Below are 20,309 nucleotides of genomic sequence, written 5' to 3'. Positions count from 1 at the left end.
TGCGCGCCCGGCGACCCGCGGCGCCCACCGGTCGCGCGGCGGCCTCCCGCTCCGCGGTCCGGGGGTCCCGCCGGTACCGTTGCGGGTCATGAACCGCACCGCGCAGCCACTCGACGCCGGAGCGCTGCGCGCGGCGTGCGTGGGCCCGTGGAACCGCCTCGACGTCGTCGAGCGCACCGGTTCCACGAACGCCGACCTGATGGCCGCCGCGCTCGCCGGGGCGCCCGACCGCACCGTCCTCGTGGCCGAGCACCAGGAGGCCGGGCGGGGCCGGCTGGCCCGCAGCTGGGTGTCCCCGCCCGGGTCCGGGCTCACGGTGAGCGTGCTGTTCCGGCCGGTCGGGGTGTCGCCGTCGCGGTTCAGCTGGCTGCCACTGCTGGCCGGGCTGGCCGCGCTCGACACCGTCCGCACCGTCACCGACGCCCCCGCCGGCCTCAAGTGGCCCAACGACCTCCTCGTGGGCTCCGCCGACCGCGGCGGCCCGCGCAAGGTGGCCGGGATCCTCGCCGAGGTGGCCGACCCGGCGCGCCCGGCCGTCGTCGTCGGGATCGGCCTCAACGTCGACTCCGCGCCGTCCGACCAGCCCGGTGCCACCTCGCTCGCCGCCGAGAGCGACCGGGAGATCGACCGCGCGGCCGTGCTCGTCGAGCTGCTCACCCGCCTGTGGGCCCGCGAGGAGCAGTGGCGCACCGGGCGCGGCGACCCCGAGTCCACGCGCCTGCGCGCCGACTACCGCGCCGGGTGCCTGAGCCTGGGCTCGCCGGTGCGCGTCGAGCTGCCCGGCGGGACGTCGGTGAGCGGCATCGCCGAGGACGTCGACGGCGACGGCCGCCTGCTCCTGCTCGACGCCGCCGGGCACCGCCGCGCGGTCGCCGCGGGCGACGTCGTCCACCTCCGGCCCGCGGAGTAGCCACAACTACGGTGGCCCGGTGGCCTACCCCGATGACCTGCTCGTCGACGGTGAGCGGGTCGTGCTGCACACGCACCCCCACGCGACGATGCTGCTCGGGCCGGTCCTGCACCTGCTGCTCGTCGTCGCCGTCGGCGTGTTCCTCGCCGCGCTGGTGCGCGAGCAGACCTGGGCGCCGTGGGCCTGGCTCGCGCTCGGCGTCGTCGGGGCCGGTCTCGCCGTCTGGCTCACGCTCGTGCCGGTGGTCCGCTGGCGCACCACGCACTTCGTCGTCACGACGCGGCGGGTGCTCGTCCGCGAGGGCGTGCTCGCGCGCACCGGCATCGACATCCCGATGAGCCGCATCCACAGCGTCCGGTTCCGTCACACCGTGCTCGAGAGGGTGCTCGGGTGCGGCACCCTGGTGATCGAGTCGGCGTCCGACGAGCCGCTCGAGTTCACCGACGTCCCGCGGGTCGAGCGGGTCCACGCACTGCTGTACCAGGAGGTCGCCGACGATGTCTGACCGAGCCCTTCCGCAGGCCGTCCCCACCGGGGGGCTGCCCTCGTCCGTCACGATCTACGAGGTCGGGGCCCGCGACGGCCTGCAGAACGAGAAGGCGGTCGTGCCCGTCGAGGTCAAGGCGGAGTTCCTCGACCGCCTCGCCGGCACCGGCCTGCGCACGCTGGAGGCCACGAGCTTCGTGCACCCGAAGTGGGTGCCCCAGCTCGCCGACGCCGCCGACCTGCTCGCCCGGCTCACGCGCGCGCCCGGCGTCGACTACCCGGTGCTCGTGCCCAACGAGCGCGGCCTCGACCGCGCGCTGGAGTCGGGCGTCGGGCACGTCGCGGTGTTCGCCAGCGCCACCGAGACGTTCGCGCAGCGCAACCTCAACCGCTCGCTGGACGCCCAGTTCGCGATGTTCGACGCCGTCGTCACGCGCGCGGTCGCCGAGGGTCTGCGCGTGCGCGGCTACGTCTCCATGTGCTTCGGCGACCCGTGGGAGGGGGCCGTCGACCCGGCGCAGGTGGCCGCGGTCGGGCGCCGGCTCGTCGACATGGGCTGCGACCAGCTCTCCCTCGGCGACACCGTCGGCACCGGCACCCCCGGCCACGTCGACGCCGTGCTCGACGCCTGCGTGGCGGGCGGCGTCCCCGTCGAGCGGCTGGCGGTGCACTTCCACGACACCTACGGGCAGGCGCTGTCCAACACACTCGCCGCGCTGCGCCGCGGCGTCACCACCGTCGACGCCAGCGCGGGAGGCCTCGGCGGCTGCCCCTACGCGGAGTCGGCCACCGGCAACCTCGCCACCGAGGACCTCGTCTGGATGCTCGACGGGCTGGGCATCGCCCACGGCGTCGACCTCGACGCGCTCGTGGCCACCAGCGCGTGGATGGCCGGGCAGCTGGGGCGTCCGTCGCCCTCGCGGGTGGTGCGGGCGCTCGCCGGCTGACGCGGGCGGGCTCCCGGCGGCCTCACGCGTCGCGCGTGCCGAACATCCCGGTGAACGTGCTGCGGAAGACCTCGGTGTCGCCCCGGTGCAGCTGCGCCCGCAGCGTGACCAGGCCCAGGCCCGGACGACTGCGGGAGCGGCGGGCGTCGAGGACCTCCATGGTGCCGCGCAGCTCGTCTCCGGCGAACACGGGCGCGGGCCAGGCGATGTCCTCGCCGCCGGGGGAGCCCAGCGACGTCGCGTTGTTGAGGACCACGTCGACGTAGAGCCGCATCCACAGCCCGGCGGTGAACCAGCCCGACGCGGCCAGTGCGCCGAACAGCGAGGTCGACGCGGCCTCGTCGTCGAGGTGGAAGGGCTGGGGGTCGAAGCGGCGGGCGAAGGCGACCATCTCGTCGCGGTCGACCACCGTCGTGCCCAGCTCGAACACACGGCCGGGGGTGAGGTCCTCGAAGGCCAGGTCGGTCACCGGGCGATCATCGCTCACCCCGCCTCGAGGTGCCCCGCCAGGGCCGCGTGCCGCGAGGCGCTGCGCGGGTCCATCCCGGTGATCGTCACGGTGGTGCCGCGGGCGCGGTACTTCGCGGTGATCGTGTCGAGGACGGCGACGGTGGAGGCGTCCCAGACCTGCGCCCCGGAGAGGTCGACGACGACCGACGGCGGGTCGCCCGCGTAGTCGAACGCCGTGACGAGCTCGCCGGAGGAGGCGAAGAACAGCTGGCCGGTGACGCGGTAGACGGCCCTCTCGTCGTCGCGCTCGGCCGCCACGTCGACCACGTGCGCCACGCGCCGCGCGAACAGCACGGACGCCACCACGACGCCGACGCCCACCCCGTAGGCGAGGTTGTGGGTGGCCACGGTGACCGCGACCGTCGCCACCGTCACCGCGGTCTCGCTGTAGGGCATCCGGCGCAGGGTGGCGGGGGCGACGCTGTGCCAGTCGAACGTGCCGACCGCGACCATCACCATCACGGCGACGAGCGCGACCATCGGGATCGTCCCCACGACGTCGCCCAGCGCGAGCATCAGCACGAGCAGGAACGCGCCCGCGAGGAACGTCGACGCGCGGGTGCGGGCCCCGCCGGACCGCACGTTGATCATCGTCTGGCCGATCATCGCGCAGCCGCCCATGCCGCCGAACAGGCCGGTGACGATGTTGGCGACGCCCTGGCCCCACGACTCGCGCGTCTTGTCGGAGGGCGTGTCGGTGATCTCGTCGACGAGCTTGGCCGTCATGAGCGACTCCAGCAGCCCGACCACCGCCATCGCGAGCGCGTACGGCGCGATGATCGCCAACGTGCCGAACGTGAGCGGGACGTCGGGCAGGCCGAGGACGGGGAGGCCGTCGGGCAGCTCGCCCTGGTCGCCGACCGTCGGCACGGTGACGCCCGCGAACACGGTGAACGCGGTGAGCGCCACGATCGCCACCAGCGGGGCCGGCACGGCGGAGGTGAGCCGGGGCAGCACCACGAGCACGGCGAGCGCCACCGCGAGCAGCACCCACGCCGACCACGGGATCCCGACCAGGTAGGGCAGCTGCGAGGCGAAGATCAGGATCGCCAGCGCGTTGACGAAGCCGACCATCACGCTGCGCGGCACGAACCGCATCAGCCGCGCCGTGCCGGCCACGCCCAGCGCGATCTGGATCGCGCCGCCCAGGAGCACGGCCGCGATGAGGTACTGGAGGCCGTGGTCGCGGACCAGCGGGGCGACGACGAGCGCCACCGCCCCGGTGGCCGCGGAGATCATCGCGGGCCGCCCGCCGGTGAAGGCGATGGTGATCGCCATCGTGACCGAGGCGAACAGCCCGACGCGCGGGTCGACCCCCGCGATGATCGAGAAGGCGATGGCCTCGGGGATGAGGGCGAGGGCGACGACGAGTCCGGAGAGGGCCTCGGTGCGCAGGACGCGGGGAGCGAGCCAGGCGGGGCGGGTCACGGACGGCGACTCTACGGCTACGTGAGAGTTGCCCCGGTGCGAGGGCTCAGCGGTCGACGGCCCCGGCGAGCAGCGGCTCCATCATGACGCCCTCGTGCTTGCGCCGGATCGTCTCCATCCGCCACTTGTTGACGAACACCGCGAGCAGCGCGCCGTCGACCGAGCGCTGCAGCACCTCGGTCTCGCTCTCCTTGTTCAGCACGAGCGCACCGGCCTCGTCGGTGAGGCGGGCGACGGTGTAGTTCAGCTGCTCCAGCGACACCGGCGCGCCGAACTCGTCGGACAGCCGTGCGGTGACCACCTCGAACTGCAGCGGGCCGACGGCGGCGAGCACGGGCGCCTGGTCGCCGCGGCGGTCCGAGCGCAGCACCTGGATGACGCCCTCGGAGTCGAGCTGGGAGATCCCGCGCCGGAACTGCTTGTAGCGGCCCGCGTCCTTGGCCCGCACCACCGCGAAGTGCTCGGGGGCGAAGCTCGGGATCGCCGGGAACTGCACCGGGTCGTCGGCGTAGAGCGTGTCGCCGGGGCGCAGCGCACCCGCGTTGACCAGGCCCACGATGTCGCCGGGGAAGGCCTCCTCCAGCGTGGTGCGCTGCTGGCCGAACACCGCCTGCGCGTACTTCGTGGCGAACGGGCGGCCGGTGCCGGCGTGGGTGAGGACCATGCCGCGCTCGAAGCGGCCGGAGTTGATGCGCAGGAACGCGGTGCGGTCGCGGTGGCTGCGGTCCATGCCGGCCTGCACCTTGAACACCAGGCCCGACAGCGGGGTGTCGAGCTCGCGCGGCGCGCCCTCGGCGTCGGGGCGCGGGGCGGGGGCCGGGGCGAGGTCGACGAGGGCGTCGAGCAGGCGGCCCACGCCGACGCCGTGGCGGGCGGCGCCGAACAGGACGGGCGTCGCGGTGCCGGCGAGGTAGTCGTCCTCGTCGAACTCCGCGCCGATCTCGCGCAGCAGCTCCAGCTCGTCGAGCACGGTCTCGGTGTAGAGCGGCTCCTGCTCGGCGGCCTGCTCCGGCGTGAGGACCTCGACCTCGCCCTTCGTCGCGCCGCCCGCGGTGCGGGCGTAGCGGCGCAGCTCGCCGGTGGCGCACTCGACGACGCCGCGCAGGTCGCCCGCGATGCCGACCGGCCACGTGACGGGCATCGGCCGCAGCCCGATCGTCTGCTCCACCTCGTCGAGCAGCTCCAGGGCCTCGCGCCCGGGCACGTCCCACTTGTTGACGAACGTGAGCACCGGGATCCCGCGGCTGCGGCAGACGTCGAACAGCTTGAGGGTCTGGGCCTCGAGGCCCTTCGACGCGTCGAGCAGCATCACGGCGGCGTCGACGGCGGCGAGGACGCGGTAGGTGTCCTCGGAGAAGTCGCCGTGGCCGGGGGTGTCGAGCAGGTTGATCACGTGGTCGCGGTAGCTGAACTGCAGCACCGCGGAGGTGATGGAGATGCCGCGGGCGCGCTCCATCTCCATCCAGTCCGAGGTCACGCCCTTGCGCCCGGCCTTGCCGTGCACCGCGCCCGCGGAGTCGATCACCTCGGCGTGCAGGGCGAGCGCCTCGGTGAGCGTCGACTTGCCCGCGTCGGGGTGGGAGATCACGGCGAAGGTGCGCCGGCGCAGCGCCTGGGCGGCGATGGAGCCGGCGGGGGCGGGTCGGGTGAGCGGCTCGGTCATGGTGGCTCCAGGTTACGGCCGTCCCGCGGGCAGCAGCTCGCGCCTACCCCGACACCCCCGCGAGTTGTCCGCACGCCCCCGGCGAGTTGTCCGATCCCGCCCGGCGAGTCGTCCGGTTCGCGGCGCGAGTTCGCCGATGGGGTGCGGCTGCGTGTGCGCGATCGGCCAAGACGGCGTGCGTCGGCGGCAGACTCGCCGGGTCTCGCGGCAAACTCGGCGGGGAGGGTCAGGGGGTGAGGACGGCCAGGGCGGCGGCGTGCAGGAGGCCGTTGGTGGAGATGCCGTCGCCTCCGGCGAAGCCGTCGGCCCCGTCCAGCGAACCCAGCCGCCCGCCCGCCTCGCGGACGATCGGCACCAGGGCGGCGAGGTCCCAGGGGTTGGCGGCGGCGTCGACGGCGACGTCGATCGCGCCCTCGGCGACGAGGCAGTGCTGCCAGAAGTCGCCGAACGCGCGCGTCTCCCACACCGCTGCGCCCAGGCGGGCCCAGCGCTCGCCCAGGCCGCGGGCGTCGGTGGTGGAGGCGTAGGCGTCGCCGAGGTCGGCCACCCCGGACACCGCGATCCGCCGGGGCGCCGCGGTGGGGGAGTCGCGGGTCCAGGCGCCCTCCCCGGGCGCGGCCCACCAGCGCCGCCCCAGCGCGGGGGCGCTCACGACGCCGACGCTCGCGGTGCCCGCCGCCGTCAGCCCGATCAACGTGGCCCACACGGGGACGCCGCGGGAGAAGTTCTTCGTGCCGTCGATCGGATCGATCACCCAGCCGCGCTCCGCCCCGTCGACGGTGCCGCCCTCCTCCTCGCCGAGCACCGCGTCGCCGGGCCGCTCGGCCGCCAGCAGCGCGCGCAGGGACTCCTCGACGGCGGTGTCGGCGTCGGTGACCGGCGTGCGGTCGGGCTTGCGCTCGACCCGCAGGTCGGCGGCCAGGAACCGATCGAGGCTCAGGGCGTCGGCGGCGTCGGCCATGCGGAGGGCGAGGTCGAGATCGGAGTCGCTCACAGCAGTGAGTCTGCCCGGCCTAGTGTGACCACCATGACGACCGTCCTGCTCGCCGAGGACGACGCCGCCATCGCCGAGCCGCTCTCCCGCGCGCTGACCCGGGAGGGCTACACCGTCGCGGTGGCCACCGACGGTCTCGCCGCGCTGGACCGTGTGCAGGCCGGCGACGTCGACCTGCTCGTGCTCGACCTCGGCCTGCCCGGCATGGACGGGCTGGAGGTCTGCCGGCGGGTGCGGCTGGACCACTCCGACCTGCCGGTGCTCATGCTCACCGCGCGCACCGACGAGGTCGACTTCGTCGTGGGGCTCGACGCGGGGGCCGACGACTACGTCGGCAAGCCGTTCCGGCTCGCGGAGCTGCTCGCGCGGGTCCGGGCGCTGCTGCGCCGGCTCACCCCGGAGGCGGTGGAGGTGGCCGGGGTGCGGATGGAGCTGTCCGGGCGGCGGGTGCTCGTCGACGGCGAGGAGGTCGGGCTCGCGAACAAGGAGTTCGAGCTGCTGCGGGTGCTGCTGCTGCGCGCGGGGCAGGTCGTCACGCGCGAGGAGATCCTGCGCGAGGTGTGGAACGACCCGGAGATGAAGACGTCGAAGACGCTGGACATGCACATGTCCTGGCTGCGCCGCAAGATCGGCGGGGAGCGGCGGATCGCGACGGTCCGCGGCGTCGGCTTCCGCTTCAACCACGACTGAGGCCGACGCCGTGCGCCGCCGGATCCTGCAGTCGACGCTGCTGGTCGTCGCCCTCACCGCGCTGGTGCTGGGCGGGCCGCTGGCGATCACCACGTGGCAGCTCGTCGACGACTTCGACCGCGCCGAGCTGACCTCCCGGCTCGAGCAGGTCGCGACCCGGCTGGAGGGTCCCGGCGCCGCCGTCGACGTCCCCGGGCTGGAGCTGGCCGTTCCCGCGGGCGGGCGGCTGGTGCTGGAGCAGGCCGGGCGCGCGCCGCTGGTGATCGGCGAGGACGTGGGGGAGGACCCGGTCACCGAGACCCTCCCGCTCGGCTCCGGCGGCACGGCCACGATGCAGGAGCCGCGGGCGGTGCTGCTCGGGCAGCAGGTGCAGGTCACGCTCGTGGTGCTGCTGCTCGTGGTGCTGTCGGTGGCGGTCGGGACCGTCGTCGCCACGCTCACGGCGCGGCGCCTCGCCGAGCCACTGGGCGACGTCGCCGATCGCGCGGCCCGCCTCGGCGCCGGCGACTTCCGCTCCGCGCCGGCCCGCCACGGCATCCCCGAGCTGGACGCCGTGTCCGAGGTCCTCGACGCCTCCGCCGCCGCGCTCGCCGAGCTCGTCCAGCGCGAGCGCCAGCTCGTCGGGGACGTCTCCCACCAGCTGCGCAGCCGGCTCACCGCCCTGCAGCTGCGCCTCGACGAGCTCACCACCCACCCCGACCCCAGCGCCCGCTCCGAGGCCCTCGCCGCGCTGGAGCAGGCCGAGAAGCTGTCCGCCGTCCTCGACGACCTGTTGGAGGCGGCCCGCGCCGCCCGCGCGGCCGGCGCCGAGCCGGTGGACCTGCGGGCCGGGCTGGAGGCGGTCGCGCAGGAGTGGCGGCCCGCGCTGAGGGCGGCCGGGCGGGCGCTGAAGATGCGCGTGCCCGAGGGCCTGCTCGCCCGCGTGACGCCCGCCCGCATCCGTGAGTCGGTCGGCGCGCTGCTGGACAACGCGCTGCGCCACGGCGGCGGCACCGTCGTCGTGGCGGCGCGGGCCACCGAGAAGAGCCTGGTCATCGAGGTGACCGACGCCGGCGACGGCGTGCCGGAGGAGCTCGTGGCGCACGTGTTCGAACGCGGGGTGTCGGTCGGGTCGTCCACCGGCATCGGCCTGGCCCTGGCCCGGGCGCTGGTCGAGGCGGACGGGGGACGGCTGGAGCTCTCCCGCGCCCGCCCCCCGACCTTCACGATCTTCCTGCCCGCCGCCCGCGCGGACGACGTCGTGGCGCCGGGGCGGTTGCCGAGCAGCCCGCGCTGAGGTTCCCGGTGATCACCGGGAACCTGACGTCAGGGTCGTCGGCGGGACCGTGACGCTGCGGTCCCGGCGATCACGCGGTCCGGTCAGGCCTTCGGGCGGTCCGGCGCGTCGGCCTCCGGCACCTGCCGCCGCACGTCCTCGTCCGGGAAGACGAAGCGGCGGAAGGCCCACCACCGGAACGCCATGCCCAGCAGGACGCCGACGATCTGGCCGCTGACGAAGTCGGCGACCTCCTGGGTGAACAGGCTGACCTCGGGCACGCTCAGGTGCAGCAGGTACCGCGACACGGCCAAGGGTGCCGTGTAGACGGCCACCCCGATGCCGCTGACCAGGAAGAACAGCAGGGCCTCGTGGTGGGTCTCCCGGCCGCCGCGGGTGCGGAAGGACCACTCGCGGTTGAGCACGTACGAGGCGATGGTCGCCACCAGCACTGCGATGATCTTCGCGGTGAGCGGCTTCTCGACCAGCACCGTGCTCTTCAGCAGCAGGAACACGGCGGTGTCGATGATCCACGTGGTGCCGCCGACCATGGCGAACTTGATCAGCTCGCGGTGCTTGATGGCCACGGAGCGGTACGGCTGGGGGATCTGGGCCAGCACCGACTCGACGACGGACACCCGGCCGATCCTTCCAGATGCCGTCCCGGGGCCGACGGCGGCGCTCGCGTAGGCTCCCGGCACCGTGAACCCGTCCTCGCTCCCCGTCGTCGGCATGATCGGTGCCGGACAGCTCGCCCGCATGACCCACCAGGCCGCGATCGCGCTGGGGCAGTCGCTGCGGGTGCTCGCCGCCGGCACCGGTGAGCCCGCCGCGCAGGTGTGCGCCGACGTCCGGGCGGGGGCCGCCGACGACCTCGCCGCGGTCCGCGCGTTCGCCACGGGCTGCGCCGCCGTCACGTTCGACCACGAGCAGGTGCCGCAGGACGTCCTGCGCGCGCTCGTCGCCGACGGCGTCACCGTCCACCCCGGGCCCGACGCCCTGCTGTTCGCCCAGGACAAGCTCGTGATGCGCCGCCGGCTCTCGGAGCTGGGGGCCGCGGTGCCGCCGTTCGCGACCGTCGGCTCCCCGGCCGACGTCGAGGCGTTCGGCGCCGAGCACGGCTGGCCGGTCGTGCTCAAGGCCGTCCGCGGCGGTTACGACGGGCGCGGGGTCTGGATGCTCGACGCCGCCGACCCCGCGCTGGTCGAGGAGCTGCTGGCGGCCGGGACGCCGCTGATGGTCGAGCAGGCCGTGCCGCTGCGCCGGGAGCTCGCCGCGCTGGTCGCGCGCTCGCCGTACGGCCAGGCGGCGGCGTGGCCGGTCGTCGAGACGGTGCAGGAGGCCGGGCAGTGCGTGCAGGTCCTCGCGCCCGCCCCCGGACTCGACGAGGAGGTCGCCGCGGGCGCGCAGCGGCTCGCCCTGCGGCTGGCCGACGCGCTCGGCGTCACCGGGCTGCTGGCCGTCGAGCTGTTCGAGCGGACCGACGGGATCCTGCTCGTCAACGAGCTCGCCATGCGCCCGCACAACTCGGGGCACTGGACGATCGAGGGCGCGCGCACCTCGCAGTTCGAGCAGCACCTGCGCGCGGTCCTCGACTACCCCCTCGGCGCCACCACCCCCACCGCCCCCGCGGTCGTCATGGCCAACGTGCTGGGCGCCGACGGGCCGGTCGCCATGTCGGTCGACGAGCGGGTGCACCACCTGTTCGCGCGGTTCCCCGACGTCAAGGTGCACCTCTACGCCAAGGCCGAGCGCCCGGCGCGCAAGGTCGGGCACGTCACGGTCCTCGGCGACGACATGGCCGCCGTCCGCGCCCGCGCCGCCCTCGCGGCCCACTGGCTCTCCACCGCGGAGTGGGCCGACGGCTGGTCCATCCACGGCGCCGAAGCGGAGAAGGAGACCACGAATGCCTGAGCCCGTCGTCGGCGTGATCATGGGCAGTGACTCGGACTGGCGCGTCATGGAGGCGACCACCACGGCGCTGGACGAGTTCGACGTGCCGTGGGAGGTGGGCGTGTACTCCGCGCACCGCACCCCGCAGCGGATGCTCGACTACGCCCGCGACGCCGCCGGCCGCGGCCTGCGCGTGATCGTCGCCGGGGCGGGCGGGGCCGCGCACCTGCCGGGGATGGTCGCCTCGGCCACGCCGCTGCCGGTGATCGGCGTGCCCGTGCCGCTCGCGCACCTCGACGGGCTGGACTCGCTGCTGTCGATCGTGCAGATGCCCGCGGGCGTCCCGGTCGCCACGGTGTCGGTCGGCGGCGCCCGCAACGCCGGTCTGCTCGCCGTCCGCGTCCTCGCCGCCTCCGACGCGGCGCTGCGGGAGCGGATGACGGCGTTCCAGGCCGACCTGCACGACCTCGTCCTCAGCAAGGACGCCGCGCTGCGCGAGCGCGCCGCCGGCGCCTGAGCACCACCCGATCGGACCCCCAACCGCCCGGCGAGCCCGTACGAAGACCGTGTGCAGGGGGAGACGGGGTCCGTCGGTTCGTCGGGGGTCGGCGGGCCCCTCCCTCATCCCCTCCCCGCTCGCGCAACCCTCCCGGAATTAGACGTGGCGCACCCCGCCCGTCCGGTCGTAGGGTGGTGTCACACGTGAGAGGAGGTGGTCCAGCGTTGAGTAGCAACCGGACTCGTGAGGTGGCTGTCCGCTAGCACCTGTGGACGTAGTTCCGACCGCGTGGAATGCCGGTAGGTGCCGGCGACTCCCAGGCAGTCACCCGTGATCCCCGGGCCCGAGCCCGTCCAGCTCGGCGTGCGCACCACACGGTGCGGCCCGGGGATCACGCACGTCCGGGCCCGTTCCCCGGTCCTCACGAAGTGTGTGGGCGCGCAACTATCTGTGACGCCGGGGACGCCCGCGACGAACCCCTCACCTGGACGTGCGGGGGAGCCATGTCCGACCTGACGCCGGACCCGGCGCGCATCCGGTCCCCGGCCGACCTCGGCCGGGAGCAGACGCTCACGCGCGAACGGGCCGGGCTGACGAGCTGGTGCTCACCGCCTGCGGCGTGACCGACCTCGACGCCTGGCGCGAGGCGCTGATCCGGTTGCGCCACGGCGGGAGGCGGGTGGCCCCGGACCAGCCGCCCTACCCCGGCCTCGCGCCCTTCGAGCCCGGCGACGCCGAGCGCTTCCACGGGCGCACCGCCCTCACCGCCGCGGTGCTCGACGGCCTCGACGCCGCGACCGGCCCCCTGGTCGTCGTCGGCGCCTCGGGGTCGGGGAAGTCGTCGGTGCTGCGGGCCGGGGTGGTTGCCGCGCTGCGGGCGTCCCGGAACGACCGCGCTGGTGCGGACGCCCGGCGGGCACCCGCTGGAGGTGCTCGCGGCGGTGCGCGACGAGCTCGACCCCGCCGTGCGCACGGTGCTCGTCGTCGACCAGTTCGAGGAGCTGTTCGCCCCCGCCGTGCCCGCGGCCGATCTCTCCGTCGCCTGGACGCCCGACGGCACCCGCCTGCTCGGCGGCGCGGCCGACCGCACGGTGCGGGTCTGGTTCACCGACCCCGCCGAGGCGGCCCGGACGATCTGCGGCGCGGTGGGCGTCCCGATCACGCCCGCGGAGTGGGCCCGGCACGTGCCGGACCTGCCGTTCACCCCGCCCTGCTGACGCCCGGCGGGTCCAGGCCTGCTGACGGGTCGGTAGCGTCAGCAAGCGTTGAACTTCGGTGTGCTGATCTTGTAGCTGATGGTGCTGAACGGATGGGTGTTCTGCCGCAGTGTCCGCCAGGCCGGGTGGTCTGTCATCCGTGCGAGTTGGACGGTGACGAGGTCGCGTAGCCCGTTGATCGACCATCGGCTTCCGCCGATGTCGGTGCGGGCGTTGAGTTCGCGCATGACCCGTTCCAGCACACCGCTGCCCAGCTCGGGGCCGCCGAGCCAGGCGAGGTCCCTTCGGACCTCGGGCAACAGACAGGTGAAGACCTGGTCGCGGGCGCCCAGGAGCAACTCGGTCGCCGCGTGGTGGTGCGCGCCGGTGATCGAGGCGCTGAACGTGTCGTAGGAGTGCAGGGCTTGGCTGTGGGTGCGGTGCTCGCGGGCGGTGCGGCGCAGCAACTCGGCCAGCTCGGCCCGCTTGGCGTTCGCCCAGGGATGCGGGGCCTTGTCGGCGTAGAGCGCCCACCGCAGCGCTCGGGGCAGGTGCCACCAGCAGCGCTGGATAGGGGTGTCGGGCCAGGTGGTCTCGGCCAGCCGCGTGATCGCCGGCTCCCCGTCGACCACGACGATGACCGGGGCGTCCAGCGCGGCCAGCTGCTCACCCATCGCCGCCCAGGGCTGATCGATGGTGACACCGAGCAGGACGGTGTGGGCGCGACGGCGTCGCCGGGGCCCGCTGCGCGCGGTCAGCCCCAGCGCGATGTTGCAGGCGATCCCCAACCGCCGCGGCCCGGCGCGCATCCCGGTGCCGTCCAGGATGACCACCGCGGCTGAGGCCCCGCTGTCGATCAGCTCGGCCGCACCGATCCCGTCCAGTAGCGGTGCCACGTCGGCCACTGCGTGATGAGCGCGTCCGGTCGAGGCCGGCGCTCCGAACGATCGGGCGACCTGCGCGGCGCGGGCGAAGGACATCTGGCTGGCCAGCTCGGCCAGGTCCACCGCGAGCCGGTCGGTGCGGCGGCGGCCGGACAGGTCCAGCATCAGCAGCAACGGTGCGAAGACCCGGCCGCAGGCCCGACAGCCCACGTTCGCCAAATGCAGGCGCACGACTCCGACCGCGATATCGATCCGTCGTGGGCGTGATCGTCTGCCCTTGCGCGCGAAGTCCTGCATCACCCCGCACCCCGGGCACGCGAACGGCGCCGGAAGGTCACGCACCGGGAGCCAACGAGGCCCGCAGACCCGGTCGATCAACCGGTCCTGCGCCTGCTCCAGAGCGGCAGCCAGGACCACGGCGGGCACCTCGTCACGCATCGCCACCGCCCATGCCTCGAGCTGAGACCACCTCAGAGATCCATCGAGCTCCGGCAGCTCAGCACTGAGCACGACACTAGCCACAGCCATGGCAGTTCCTCACGACGAAGGGCACCACCCTCCACCGCAAGATCCCGAAAGTTCAGCTGCCGGACGCTACCGACGGGTCAGGGGGTCAGGGGGTCAGGAGGCGGCGCCGCGCTCCAGCCGCCCGACCGCGATCTCCAGGCGCTCGGCGACGCCGCGCAGCCCGTCGTCGGCGGGGAGCATCCCGGCGACGCGGCGGAAGCGGTCGCGGTACTCGTGCAGCCGCGCGGGCGGGGCGCCGTCGTGCAGCCAGGCGCGCAGCGCGAGGTTGTGGGCCGCGACCACCGCGGCCCCGGTGACGGCGGCGCGCAGGTCGCCGTCGGGCTCCCCGGCGAAGCGACGGCGCAGGTTGCGGGTGAACAGGCGGCGGTAGTGGTCGACGCTGGCCGACTCGCGGTCGCGCAGCGCGGGCACCTCGTGGGTGAGCCGGAAGCGGGCGACCGAGAGCGGTGGGTCGTCGGTGTAGAGGTCGAACACGGTCTCGCCCGCGCGCAGCACCACGCTCGTGACGGGCTCGTCGGGGTGCGCGGTCGCGAAGACCTCCGCGATGCGCCCGAGGGCGGTCTCGTGGTCGGGCGAGATCGCGTCCTCCTTGCTGCGGAAGTAGCGGAAGAACGTGCGGCGCCCGACGCCCGCGGCCGCCGCGATGTCGTCGACGGTCGTGTCCTCGTAGCCCCGGTCGCGGAACAGCGCGACCGCGGCGGCGACGAGGTCGCGCCGGACCTCCGCCCGCCCCTCGGCGGACCGGCCCCGCCGTGTCGCGCCCGTCATGGCACGCAGGGTAACAGCGAGCTTGCCCGATGGCACGCAGTGCCGTTACGATCGCCGCATGAACTCCGACTTCGACAGCTACCGGCTCAGCGACGAGCACGAGGCCCTTCGCGATGCCGTGCGCACGCTGGCCGAGAAGGAGATCGCCCCGTACGCCGCGGAGGTCGACGAGCAGGGCCGCTACCCGATCGAGGCGCAGGAGGCCCTGACCAAGGCGGGCTTCCACGCGATCACGATCCCCGAGCAGTTCGGCGGCGAGGGTGCCGACGAGCTCGCGGGCTGCATCGTCATCGAGGAGGTCGCGCGGGTGTGCGCGTCCTCGTCGCTCATCCCCGGCGTCAACGGCCTGGGCCTCACCCCGATCCTGCTGTCGGCCTCCGACGAGCTCAAGCAGCAGGTCTTCCCGTCGATCGCGTCCGGCGAGGCGATGATCAGCTATGCGCTGTCCGAGCGGGAGGCCGGCTCCGACGCCGCGTCGATGAAGACCCGCGCCGTGCGCGACGGCGACAGCTGGGTGCTCAACGGCACCAAGTGCTGGATCACCAACGCCGGCGTCTCCACCTGGTACACGGTCATGGCCGTCACCGACCCGGAGAAGAAGGCCAACGGCATCTCCGCGTTCGTCGTGCACAAGGACGACCCGGGCTTCGAGGTCGGCCCCAAGGAGCGCAAGCTCGGCATCAACGGCTCGCCGACCCGCGAGATCTACTTCCAGAACTGCACGATCCCGGCCGACCGGATCATCGGCGCCGAGGGCACCGGCTTCAAGACCGCGCTCAAGACCCTCGACCACACGCGCCCCACGATCGGCGCGCAGGCCGTCGGCATCGCGCAGGGCGCGCTGGACGTGGCGATCTCCTACGTCAAGGAGCGCAAGCAGTTCGGCAAGCACCTCGCCGAGTTCCAGGGCCTCCAGTTCATGATCGCCGACATGGCGATGAAGGTGGAGTCCGCCCGCCAGCTCGTCTACGTCGCCACCTCGCGCGCCGAGCGCGGCGAGGCGAACCTGGGCTTCATCTCCAGCGCCGCGAAGTGCCTGGCCTCCGACGTCGCCATGTCGGTCACCACCGACGCCGTGCAGCTGCTCGGCGGTGCCGGCTACACCAAGGACTTCCCGGTGGAGCGCATGATGCGCGACGCCAAGATCACGCAGATCTACGAGGGCACCAACCAGGTGCAGCGCCTGGTGATGGCCCGGTCGCTGCTGCGCTGACCGGGGATCGGCGCCCGGGGGTCAGGAGCCCAGCCGGACGGTGGTGCGCTCGGCCTGCGCCCGCCGCTCCAGTGCCGCGGGGTCGGCGTGGCGGCACTGCACGAGCGACGCCCCCGCGGCCAGCACGGCGAGCAGGCCGTCGGTGAGGCCGTCGGACGACCACTCCAGCGTCGAGAGCGCCCGGTCCGACGCCGAGAGCCCCAGCGCCGCCGCCCGGTCGCGGGCGGCGGCGAGCACCCGCTCCACCGATGCCCCGTCCAGCGCGGGCGCGGTGGCGGGCACCGGCTCCCACGGCACGAACTCGTCGCCGTGCAGGCGCACCTCGGTGGCGTAGTCGACGACCCCGTCGGGCAGGCCGGTGAGGCCCTTGCCGAAGGCGTCGAGCGAGAGCGCCACGACCCCCAGCGGCGGCGCGGCCGACAGGGCGAGGTCGATCCGGTCGCCGTCGCACAGGACGACGTCGGCGCCCACCGGGTCGCCGACCACCTCCGCCCCGCACCACCACGCCCCGAGCAGGGCGGCGGCCGTCTGCCAGTGCGCGGGCAGCAGCACCGCGACCGTCGAGCCCGGTTCGACGTCGCACTCGTCGCGCAGCAGGTTGGCCGTCTTCGCGGCCCAGTTCGCCGTGGTCACGCCGGAGAGCTCGATCCGCTCGCCGGTGGCGTCGTCGTAGAAGGTGATCAGGGGGCGGGCCGAGGAGCGGTCCAGGAGGGCATCGGTGAGGGACACCGCGCCAGTCTCCCGGGTCGCGTCAGTCGATGCAGGGCACCCCGGCCGCGGTGATCGGGGCCTGTACCGGAGGGGGCGGGGCGGAGGCGTCGACGACCGGCGCGGGCGCCGGCAGCACCGACGGGTCGAAGTCGCCGCCCAGGACCACGAGCAGGTGCCCCTGCGGGACGGTGCCGTCGGTCTCGAGGTCGATCCCGCCGAGCTGGTCGGCCACCGACCGCGCCGCCTCGCCGTCGGCGCCCGAGTAGCGCACGACGCTGGTCGCGGCGGGGTCGGTGTTGTCGACGGTGCCGCCGGTGAACCCGAGCCCGGTGAGGTAGCCGCGGACGTCGCCGGCCAGGCCACCGGCCTCGGAGCCGTTGCGGACGTTGACGATGTAGCGCGAGGCGATCACGGTGACCGGCGGCGGCGGCTCGGCGGCGCGGACCTGGGCGGCGGCCTCGGCCGCGACCCGCTGCGCCTCGATGCGCTCCTCGACGAACCCGCTGACGACGTCGGGGTCGACGAGCACCACGTCGCCGCGGTCGTTGCGCTCCTGGCCGGCGGTCGGGATCGTCACGAACTCGAGGTTGCCGGCGGCGATGTCGGAGGCCTGCTGGGCGAAGGCGAGCAGGTCCCAGCCCTCGTCGAGCACGACCGACTGCTGCACGACCTCGATCAGCGCGCCCAGCGCGGCGGGGTCGGTGAGCGTGCCCGCCGACAGCACCTTGTCGGCGACGGCGGCGAGGAACACCTGCTGGCGCCGGATGCGGGAGAGGTCGCCGTCGGGCAGGCCGTGGCGCTGGCGGACGAACGCGAGCGCGTCGCGGCCGGAGATCGTCTGCGGGCCGGCGCCGAAGCGGGCGCCCGACAGCGGCTCGTCGACGGGCGCGGCGAGGCAGACGTCGACGCCGCCGATCGCGCGGGTCAGGTTGTAGAAGCCGACGAGGTTGAGCTCGGCGTAGTGGTCGATCTGCTGGCCGGTGAGCCGCTCGACGGCCCCGATCAGCGCGCTGCGCCCGGCGCGGGCGGCCTCCGCCTCGACCTGCGCCGCGGAGCCGATGCCGTCGCCCACCAGCCGCTCGGCCGTCAGCGCCTTCACCGCGGGATAGGCCGCGTTGATCTTGTCGCGGCGGTAGCCGGGGATGTCGACGTAGGCGTCGCGGGGGATGGAGAACGCGGCCGCGGCCCCGCCGTCGGCCGGCAGGTGCAGCATCATGATCGTGTCGGAGTTCAGGACGCCGGTGTCGGCGCCGCTGTTGAGCTCGCGCAGGATCTCCGGCGGCAGCGGGTCGCCCTGCGCGTCGGTGCGGCTGTCCACGCCGACGAGCAGGACGTTCTGGTCGCCGCCGTCGCTGCCGCCCACGATGACGTCGGTGGTGACGATGCCCGCGGTGATGTCGCGGTAGAGGCCCCACGCCGTGCCGGTCACCGTCAGGACGAGCACCGAGGCGACGACGGTCGCGGTGCGCAGCCGGCGCGCGAACCGGCCGGGCGCAGGGGGCGCCTTCTCCGGCCGCGGGGCGCGCGACGTGCGGCGGGCGGCACCGGGGCCCGGCGTCCGGGGGGCCGCGGGCCGGGTCGGGCCGCGGGCGGCCGAGGAGCGGCGGGGGGCGGGTGGTGCCCAGGGCTCGTCAGCGGCGGGCCGGCGGACCGCCGGGCCGCCCGCTCGCGGGGACCGCACCGGCGGGGCGGTGCGCACGGGCCGCGCCGGGGCCCGGGTGGTGTCGGCGCGGAGCCCGGTGCGCAGGGCCGCCGCGCGGGCGTCACGCTCGCGGTTGGCGCGGGCCAGCCAGGGCGGTTCGGGGAGTGCGGCGCCCGAGAGTCCGAGATCGCGCGGGTCCATGCTCCACCTCGCTCCATCCCCGACGGCGTGCCCGGTGTCTCCGGCTCTCTAGGGTGCAGCATCGGGCGCGGCCTCGCGGGAGGCTGCGGGCGTGTCGCGGGTGATCGCGGCCGCGCACCGCCCACTTACCGAACGTGACCACCAGGGAGAGGCGGAGGAACCGGCGGTGGCCGAGCAGTTCTCGCTGTTGTTGCCGGTCTGGGCCGGTGACCGGCCCGACTTCCTCACCGAGGCGTTCCGGTCGAGCGTGCAGGACCAGATCCGTCGGCCCGACCACGTCGTCATCGTGCGTGACGGTCCGGTGCCGCCGGCGCTGGAGGCGACGATCACGCGGCTGGCCGCGGAGAGCCCCGTGCCCGTCGACGTCCTGGAGCTCGACCGCAACGACGGCCTGGGCCCCGCGCTCGACGCCGGGCTCGAGGCCTGCGCGCACGACGTCGTCGCGCGGATGGACGCCGACGACCTCTCGCTGCCGCACCGGTTCGCCGTCCAGCTGCCGATCATCGAGTCGGGCGTCGACCTGGTCGGCTCGGGCCTGCAGGAGTTCGGCGACGACCCCGACGAGATCGTCGGGTTGCGCACCCCGCCCGTCGACGCCCACGACATCGCGGTCCGCGCCCGCTTCGCCGACCCGTTCAACCACCCGACCGTCGTCTACCGGCGCGACCTCGTGCGCGCGGTCGGCGGCTACAGCGACTTCGCGCTCATGGAGGACTACCTGCTCTGGGCGAAGATGCTCGTCGCGGGGGCGCGGGTGGCCAACGTGGCCGAGCCGCTCGTCAAGTACCGGGTGGGCGCCGGGGCCTACGCGCGGCGCGGCGGTCTGGGCCAGCTGCGCGCCGAGCTCGCGGTGCAGCGACGCTTCCGGGAGCTCGGCTTCACCTCGCGCGGGCAGTTCGCCCGCAACGTCGTCGTACGCGGCGGGTACCGGCTGGTGCCCGAGTCGCTCCGCCGAATGGCCTACCGCAGGGTGATCGCTACCTACGGAGGGTGACGACGACCGCGCGAGCTGACAGCATGGGCCACCCCAACGAGGAGGTTCCATGACGTCGCTCCCGGTCGAGCCGCTCGCCGCGGAGGGCGCCGCGCTGCTGGAGGCCGGCCGCCCGCTGGAGGCCGTCGACGTGCTGCGCCAGGCCGTCGCCTCGGGGGAGCCGTCGGCGCCCGACCTGCTGGTCCGGGCCTACCTCGACAGCGGGAGCTGGCACGCCGCGGCCGAGTGGCTCGCGCCGCTGGTGGCGCAGGGGCACGTGCGGTTCGCCGGGCCGCTGGGGGTGGCGCTCAGCGAGATCGGCGACCGGGAGCGGGCCGAGGACGCGCTGCGGCTGGCGATCCACTCGGGCGAGGTCGCCGCGGCCAACGACCTGGGCATCCTGCTGCGCGACGAGGGCCGCCTCGCCGAGGGGATCCTCGTGCTCGCCCGCGCCGCCGAGGAGGGCGACCCGCTCGCGCCGGCCAACCTCGTCGCCCTGCACCTGGAGGCCGGCGACCTGCCCGCCGCGGCGGACGCCGCCGAGCAGTACCTCGACCCGGCCCGGCCCGACACCGTCCTGGCCTTGGCCGAGGTGCGGTCGGCCCAGGCGGAGCTCGACGAGGCCGAGGTGCTGTTCCGGGAGGCGGGGGAGCTGGGGGCGCTGCGGGCGCACACGGCGTTCGGCCAGTTCCTGCTCACCCAGCGCGGTGACGTGCTCGGCGCGCAGGCCGAGTTCGCCGAGGCGCGCCGGCACTCCGAGCCGGGGTGGGCGTACACGATGGGCCGCTTCCTGCTCGACGTCGGACGCCCCGACGACGCCCGCGAGTTCCTCCAGGTCGCCGCCGACACCGGTGACCGCGTCGCCGCCGACACCCTGGCGGAGCTCGACGGGCTGGATCCGGCCGACGACTAGGGTCT

The 20,309-nt window shown here is 74.7% G+C and carries 20 protein-coding genes and 1 pseudogene; 12 read left to right on the top strand and 9 right to left on the bottom strand.

From position 1 onward, the window contains the following. Nucleotides 1-88 precede the first annotated feature (88 nt). The 3 genes from I4I82_RS09105 to I4I82_RS09095 are packed head-to-tail and all read left to right on the top strand — an operon-like array spanning nucleotide 89 to nucleotide 2,343. On the top strand, nucleotides 89-910 hold the full coding sequence (locus I4I82_RS09105) for a biotin--[acetyl-CoA-carboxylase] ligase (protein WP_218591486.1): 822 nt from the start codon (nucleotides 89-91) through the stop codon (nucleotides 908-910). A gap of 19 nt (nucleotides 911-929) precedes the next feature. Beyond that, nucleotides 930-1,415, top strand: a complete 486-nt coding sequence (locus I4I82_RS09100; RefSeq protein ID WP_218591485.1) for a PH domain-containing protein — start codon at nucleotides 930-932, stop codon at nucleotides 1,413-1,415. Then, nucleotides 1,408-2,343: a hydroxymethylglutaryl-CoA lyase gene (locus tag I4I82_RS09095; RefSeq protein WP_218591484.1), complete on the top strand. Its 936-nt coding sequence runs from the start codon at nucleotides 1,408-1,410 to the stop codon at nucleotides 2,341-2,343. The genes I4I82_RS09100 and I4I82_RS09095 overlap by 8 nt, the downstream gene beginning before the upstream one ends. Nucleotides 2,344-2,365: 22 nt before the next feature. On the opposite strand, the gene I4I82_RS09090 is transcribed toward I4I82_RS09095, so the two are convergent. The 4 genes from I4I82_RS09090 to I4I82_RS09075 all read right to left on the bottom strand — a co-directional run bounded on the left by I4I82_RS09090 (nucleotide 2,366) and on the right by I4I82_RS09075 (nucleotide 6,905). Beyond that, nucleotides 2,366-2,812 (bottom strand): MaoC family dehydratase, encoded by a 447-nt coding sequence (locus tag I4I82_RS09090; protein ID WP_218591483.1) that lies wholly within the window; start codon nucleotides 2,810-2,812, stop codon nucleotides 2,366-2,368. A 14-nt stretch (nucleotides 2,813-2,826) separates the two neighbouring features. Next, complete coding sequence (locus I4I82_RS09085) at nucleotides 2,827-4,281, bottom strand: SulP family inorganic anion transporter (protein WP_218591482.1); 1,455 nt, start codon at nucleotides 4,279-4,281, stop codon at nucleotides 2,827-2,829. Between the two features lie 46 nt (nucleotides 4,282-4,327). Further along, on the bottom strand, nucleotides 4,328-5,944 hold the full coding sequence (locus I4I82_RS09080; RefSeq protein WP_218591481.1) for a peptide chain release factor 3: 1,617 nt from the start codon (nucleotides 5,942-5,944) through the stop codon (nucleotides 4,328-4,330). A 226-nt stretch (nucleotides 5,945-6,170) separates the two neighbouring features. Then, a complete protein-coding gene (locus tag I4I82_RS09075) occupies nucleotides 6,171-6,905 on the bottom strand; it encodes an inositol monophosphatase family protein (RefSeq protein WP_218591493.1) in 735 nt (244 codons plus the stop codon). A 66-nt stretch (nucleotides 6,906-6,971) separates the two neighbouring features. On the opposite strand from I4I82_RS09075, the gene I4I82_RS09070 reads away from it, so the two are divergent. After that, entirely contained in the window at nucleotides 6,972-7,628 is a 657-nt protein-coding gene (locus I4I82_RS09070) for a response regulator transcription factor (protein ID WP_218591480.1), read from the top strand. Between the two features lie 10 nt (nucleotides 7,629-7,638). After that, entirely contained in the window at nucleotides 7,639-8,904 is a 1,266-nt protein-coding gene (locus I4I82_RS09065) for an ATP-binding protein (protein ID WP_218591479.1), read from the top strand. A gap of 83 nt (nucleotides 8,905-8,987) precedes the next feature. Here I4I82_RS09065 and I4I82_RS09060 read toward each other — a convergent pair whose 3' ends face one another. Further along, nucleotides 8,988-9,521, bottom strand: coding sequence for a GtrA family protein (locus tag I4I82_RS09060; RefSeq protein ID WP_218591478.1), 534 nt, complete (start codon nucleotides 9,519-9,521; stop codon nucleotides 8,988-8,990). A gap of 64 nt (nucleotides 9,522-9,585) precedes the next feature. Here I4I82_RS09060 and I4I82_RS09055 point away from each other — a divergent pair, with 64 nt between their 5' ends. The 4 genes and pseudogenes from I4I82_RS09055 (at nucleotide 9,586) to I4I82_RS09045 (ending at nucleotide 12,492) form a co-directional block, all read left to right on the top strand. Continuing rightward, on the top strand, nucleotides 9,586-10,797 hold the full coding sequence (locus I4I82_RS09055; RefSeq protein WP_226369957.1) for a 5-(carboxyamino)imidazole ribonucleotide synthase: 1,212 nt from the start codon (nucleotides 9,586-9,588) through the stop codon (nucleotides 10,795-10,797). After that, on the top strand, nucleotides 10,790-11,293 hold the full coding sequence (purE, locus tag I4I82_RS09050; RefSeq protein ID WP_218595629.1) for a 5-(carboxyamino)imidazole ribonucleotide mutase: 504 nt from the start codon (nucleotides 10,790-10,792) through the stop codon (nucleotides 11,291-11,293). The genes I4I82_RS09055 and purE overlap by 8 nt, the downstream gene beginning before the upstream one ends. A 472-nt stretch (nucleotides 11,294-11,765) precedes the next feature. Continuing rightward, nucleotides 11,766-12,155, top strand: a pseudogene (locus I4I82_RS34910) (nSTAND1 domain-containing NTPase); the annotation flags it as partial. 19 nt (nucleotides 12,156-12,174) lie between these two features. Continuing rightward, on the top strand, nucleotides 12,175-12,492 hold the full coding sequence (locus I4I82_RS09045; protein ID WP_218593675.1) for a WD40 repeat domain-containing protein: 318 nt from the start codon (nucleotides 12,175-12,177) through the stop codon (nucleotides 12,490-12,492). 38 nt (nucleotides 12,493-12,530) lie between these two features. Here the strand turns inward: I4I82_RS09045 and I4I82_RS09040 are convergent, their stop codons facing one another. Together I4I82_RS09040 and I4I82_RS09035 are read right to left on the bottom strand one after the other, a co-directional pair. After that, a complete protein-coding gene (locus I4I82_RS09040; protein WP_443690139.1) occupies nucleotides 12,531-13,883 on the bottom strand; it encodes an ISH6 family transposase in 1,353 nt (450 codons plus the stop codon). A 93-nt stretch (nucleotides 13,884-13,976) separates the two neighbouring features. Then, nucleotides 13,977-14,651: a TetR family transcriptional regulator gene (locus tag I4I82_RS09035; protein WP_218594563.1), complete on the bottom strand. Its 675-nt coding sequence runs from the start codon at nucleotides 14,649-14,651 to the stop codon at nucleotides 13,977-13,979. A gap of 58 nt (nucleotides 14,652-14,709) precedes the next feature. On the opposite strand from I4I82_RS09035, the gene I4I82_RS09030 reads away from it, so the two are divergent. After that, nucleotides 14,710-15,864, top strand: coding sequence for an acyl-CoA dehydrogenase family protein (locus tag I4I82_RS09030; protein ID WP_218594562.1), 1,155 nt, complete (start codon nucleotides 14,710-14,712; stop codon nucleotides 15,862-15,864). Nucleotides 15,865-15,885: 21 nt separating this feature from the next. Here the strand turns inward: I4I82_RS09030 and I4I82_RS09025 are convergent, their stop codons facing one another. Both I4I82_RS09025 and I4I82_RS09020 read right to left on the bottom strand, forming a co-directional pair. Beyond that, entirely contained in the window at nucleotides 15,886-16,593 is a 708-nt protein-coding gene (locus I4I82_RS09025; protein ID WP_218594561.1) for a TIGR03089 family protein, read from the bottom strand. Nucleotides 16,594-16,615: 22 nt separating this feature from the next. Next, a complete protein-coding gene (locus I4I82_RS09020) occupies nucleotides 16,616-18,418 on the bottom strand; it encodes an LCP family protein (protein WP_218595628.1) in 1,803 nt (600 codons plus the stop codon). Nucleotides 18,419-18,584: 166 nt separating this feature from the next. On the opposite strand from I4I82_RS09020, the gene I4I82_RS09015 reads away from it, so the two are divergent. Continuing rightward, a complete protein-coding gene (locus I4I82_RS09015; RefSeq protein WP_226369956.1) occupies nucleotides 18,585-19,412 on the top strand; it encodes a glycosyltransferase in 828 nt (275 codons plus the stop codon). A gap of 49 nt (nucleotides 19,413-19,461) precedes the next feature. Beyond that, nucleotides 19,462-20,304 (top strand): tetratricopeptide repeat protein, encoded by an 843-nt coding sequence (locus tag I4I82_RS09010; RefSeq protein WP_218594501.1) that lies wholly within the window; start codon nucleotides 19,462-19,464, stop codon nucleotides 20,302-20,304. Nucleotides 20,305-20,309 lie beyond the last annotated feature (5 nt).

This window comes from Pseudonocardia oceani, from assembly GCF_019263585.2.
Taxonomy (GTDB): domain Bacteria; phylum Actinomycetota; class Actinomycetes; order Mycobacteriales; family Pseudonocardiaceae; genus Pseudonocardia; species Pseudonocardia oceani.
The sequence above is the reverse complement of the archived record's forward strand: the minus strand, read 5'-3'. Positions and strand labels throughout refer to the sequence as shown.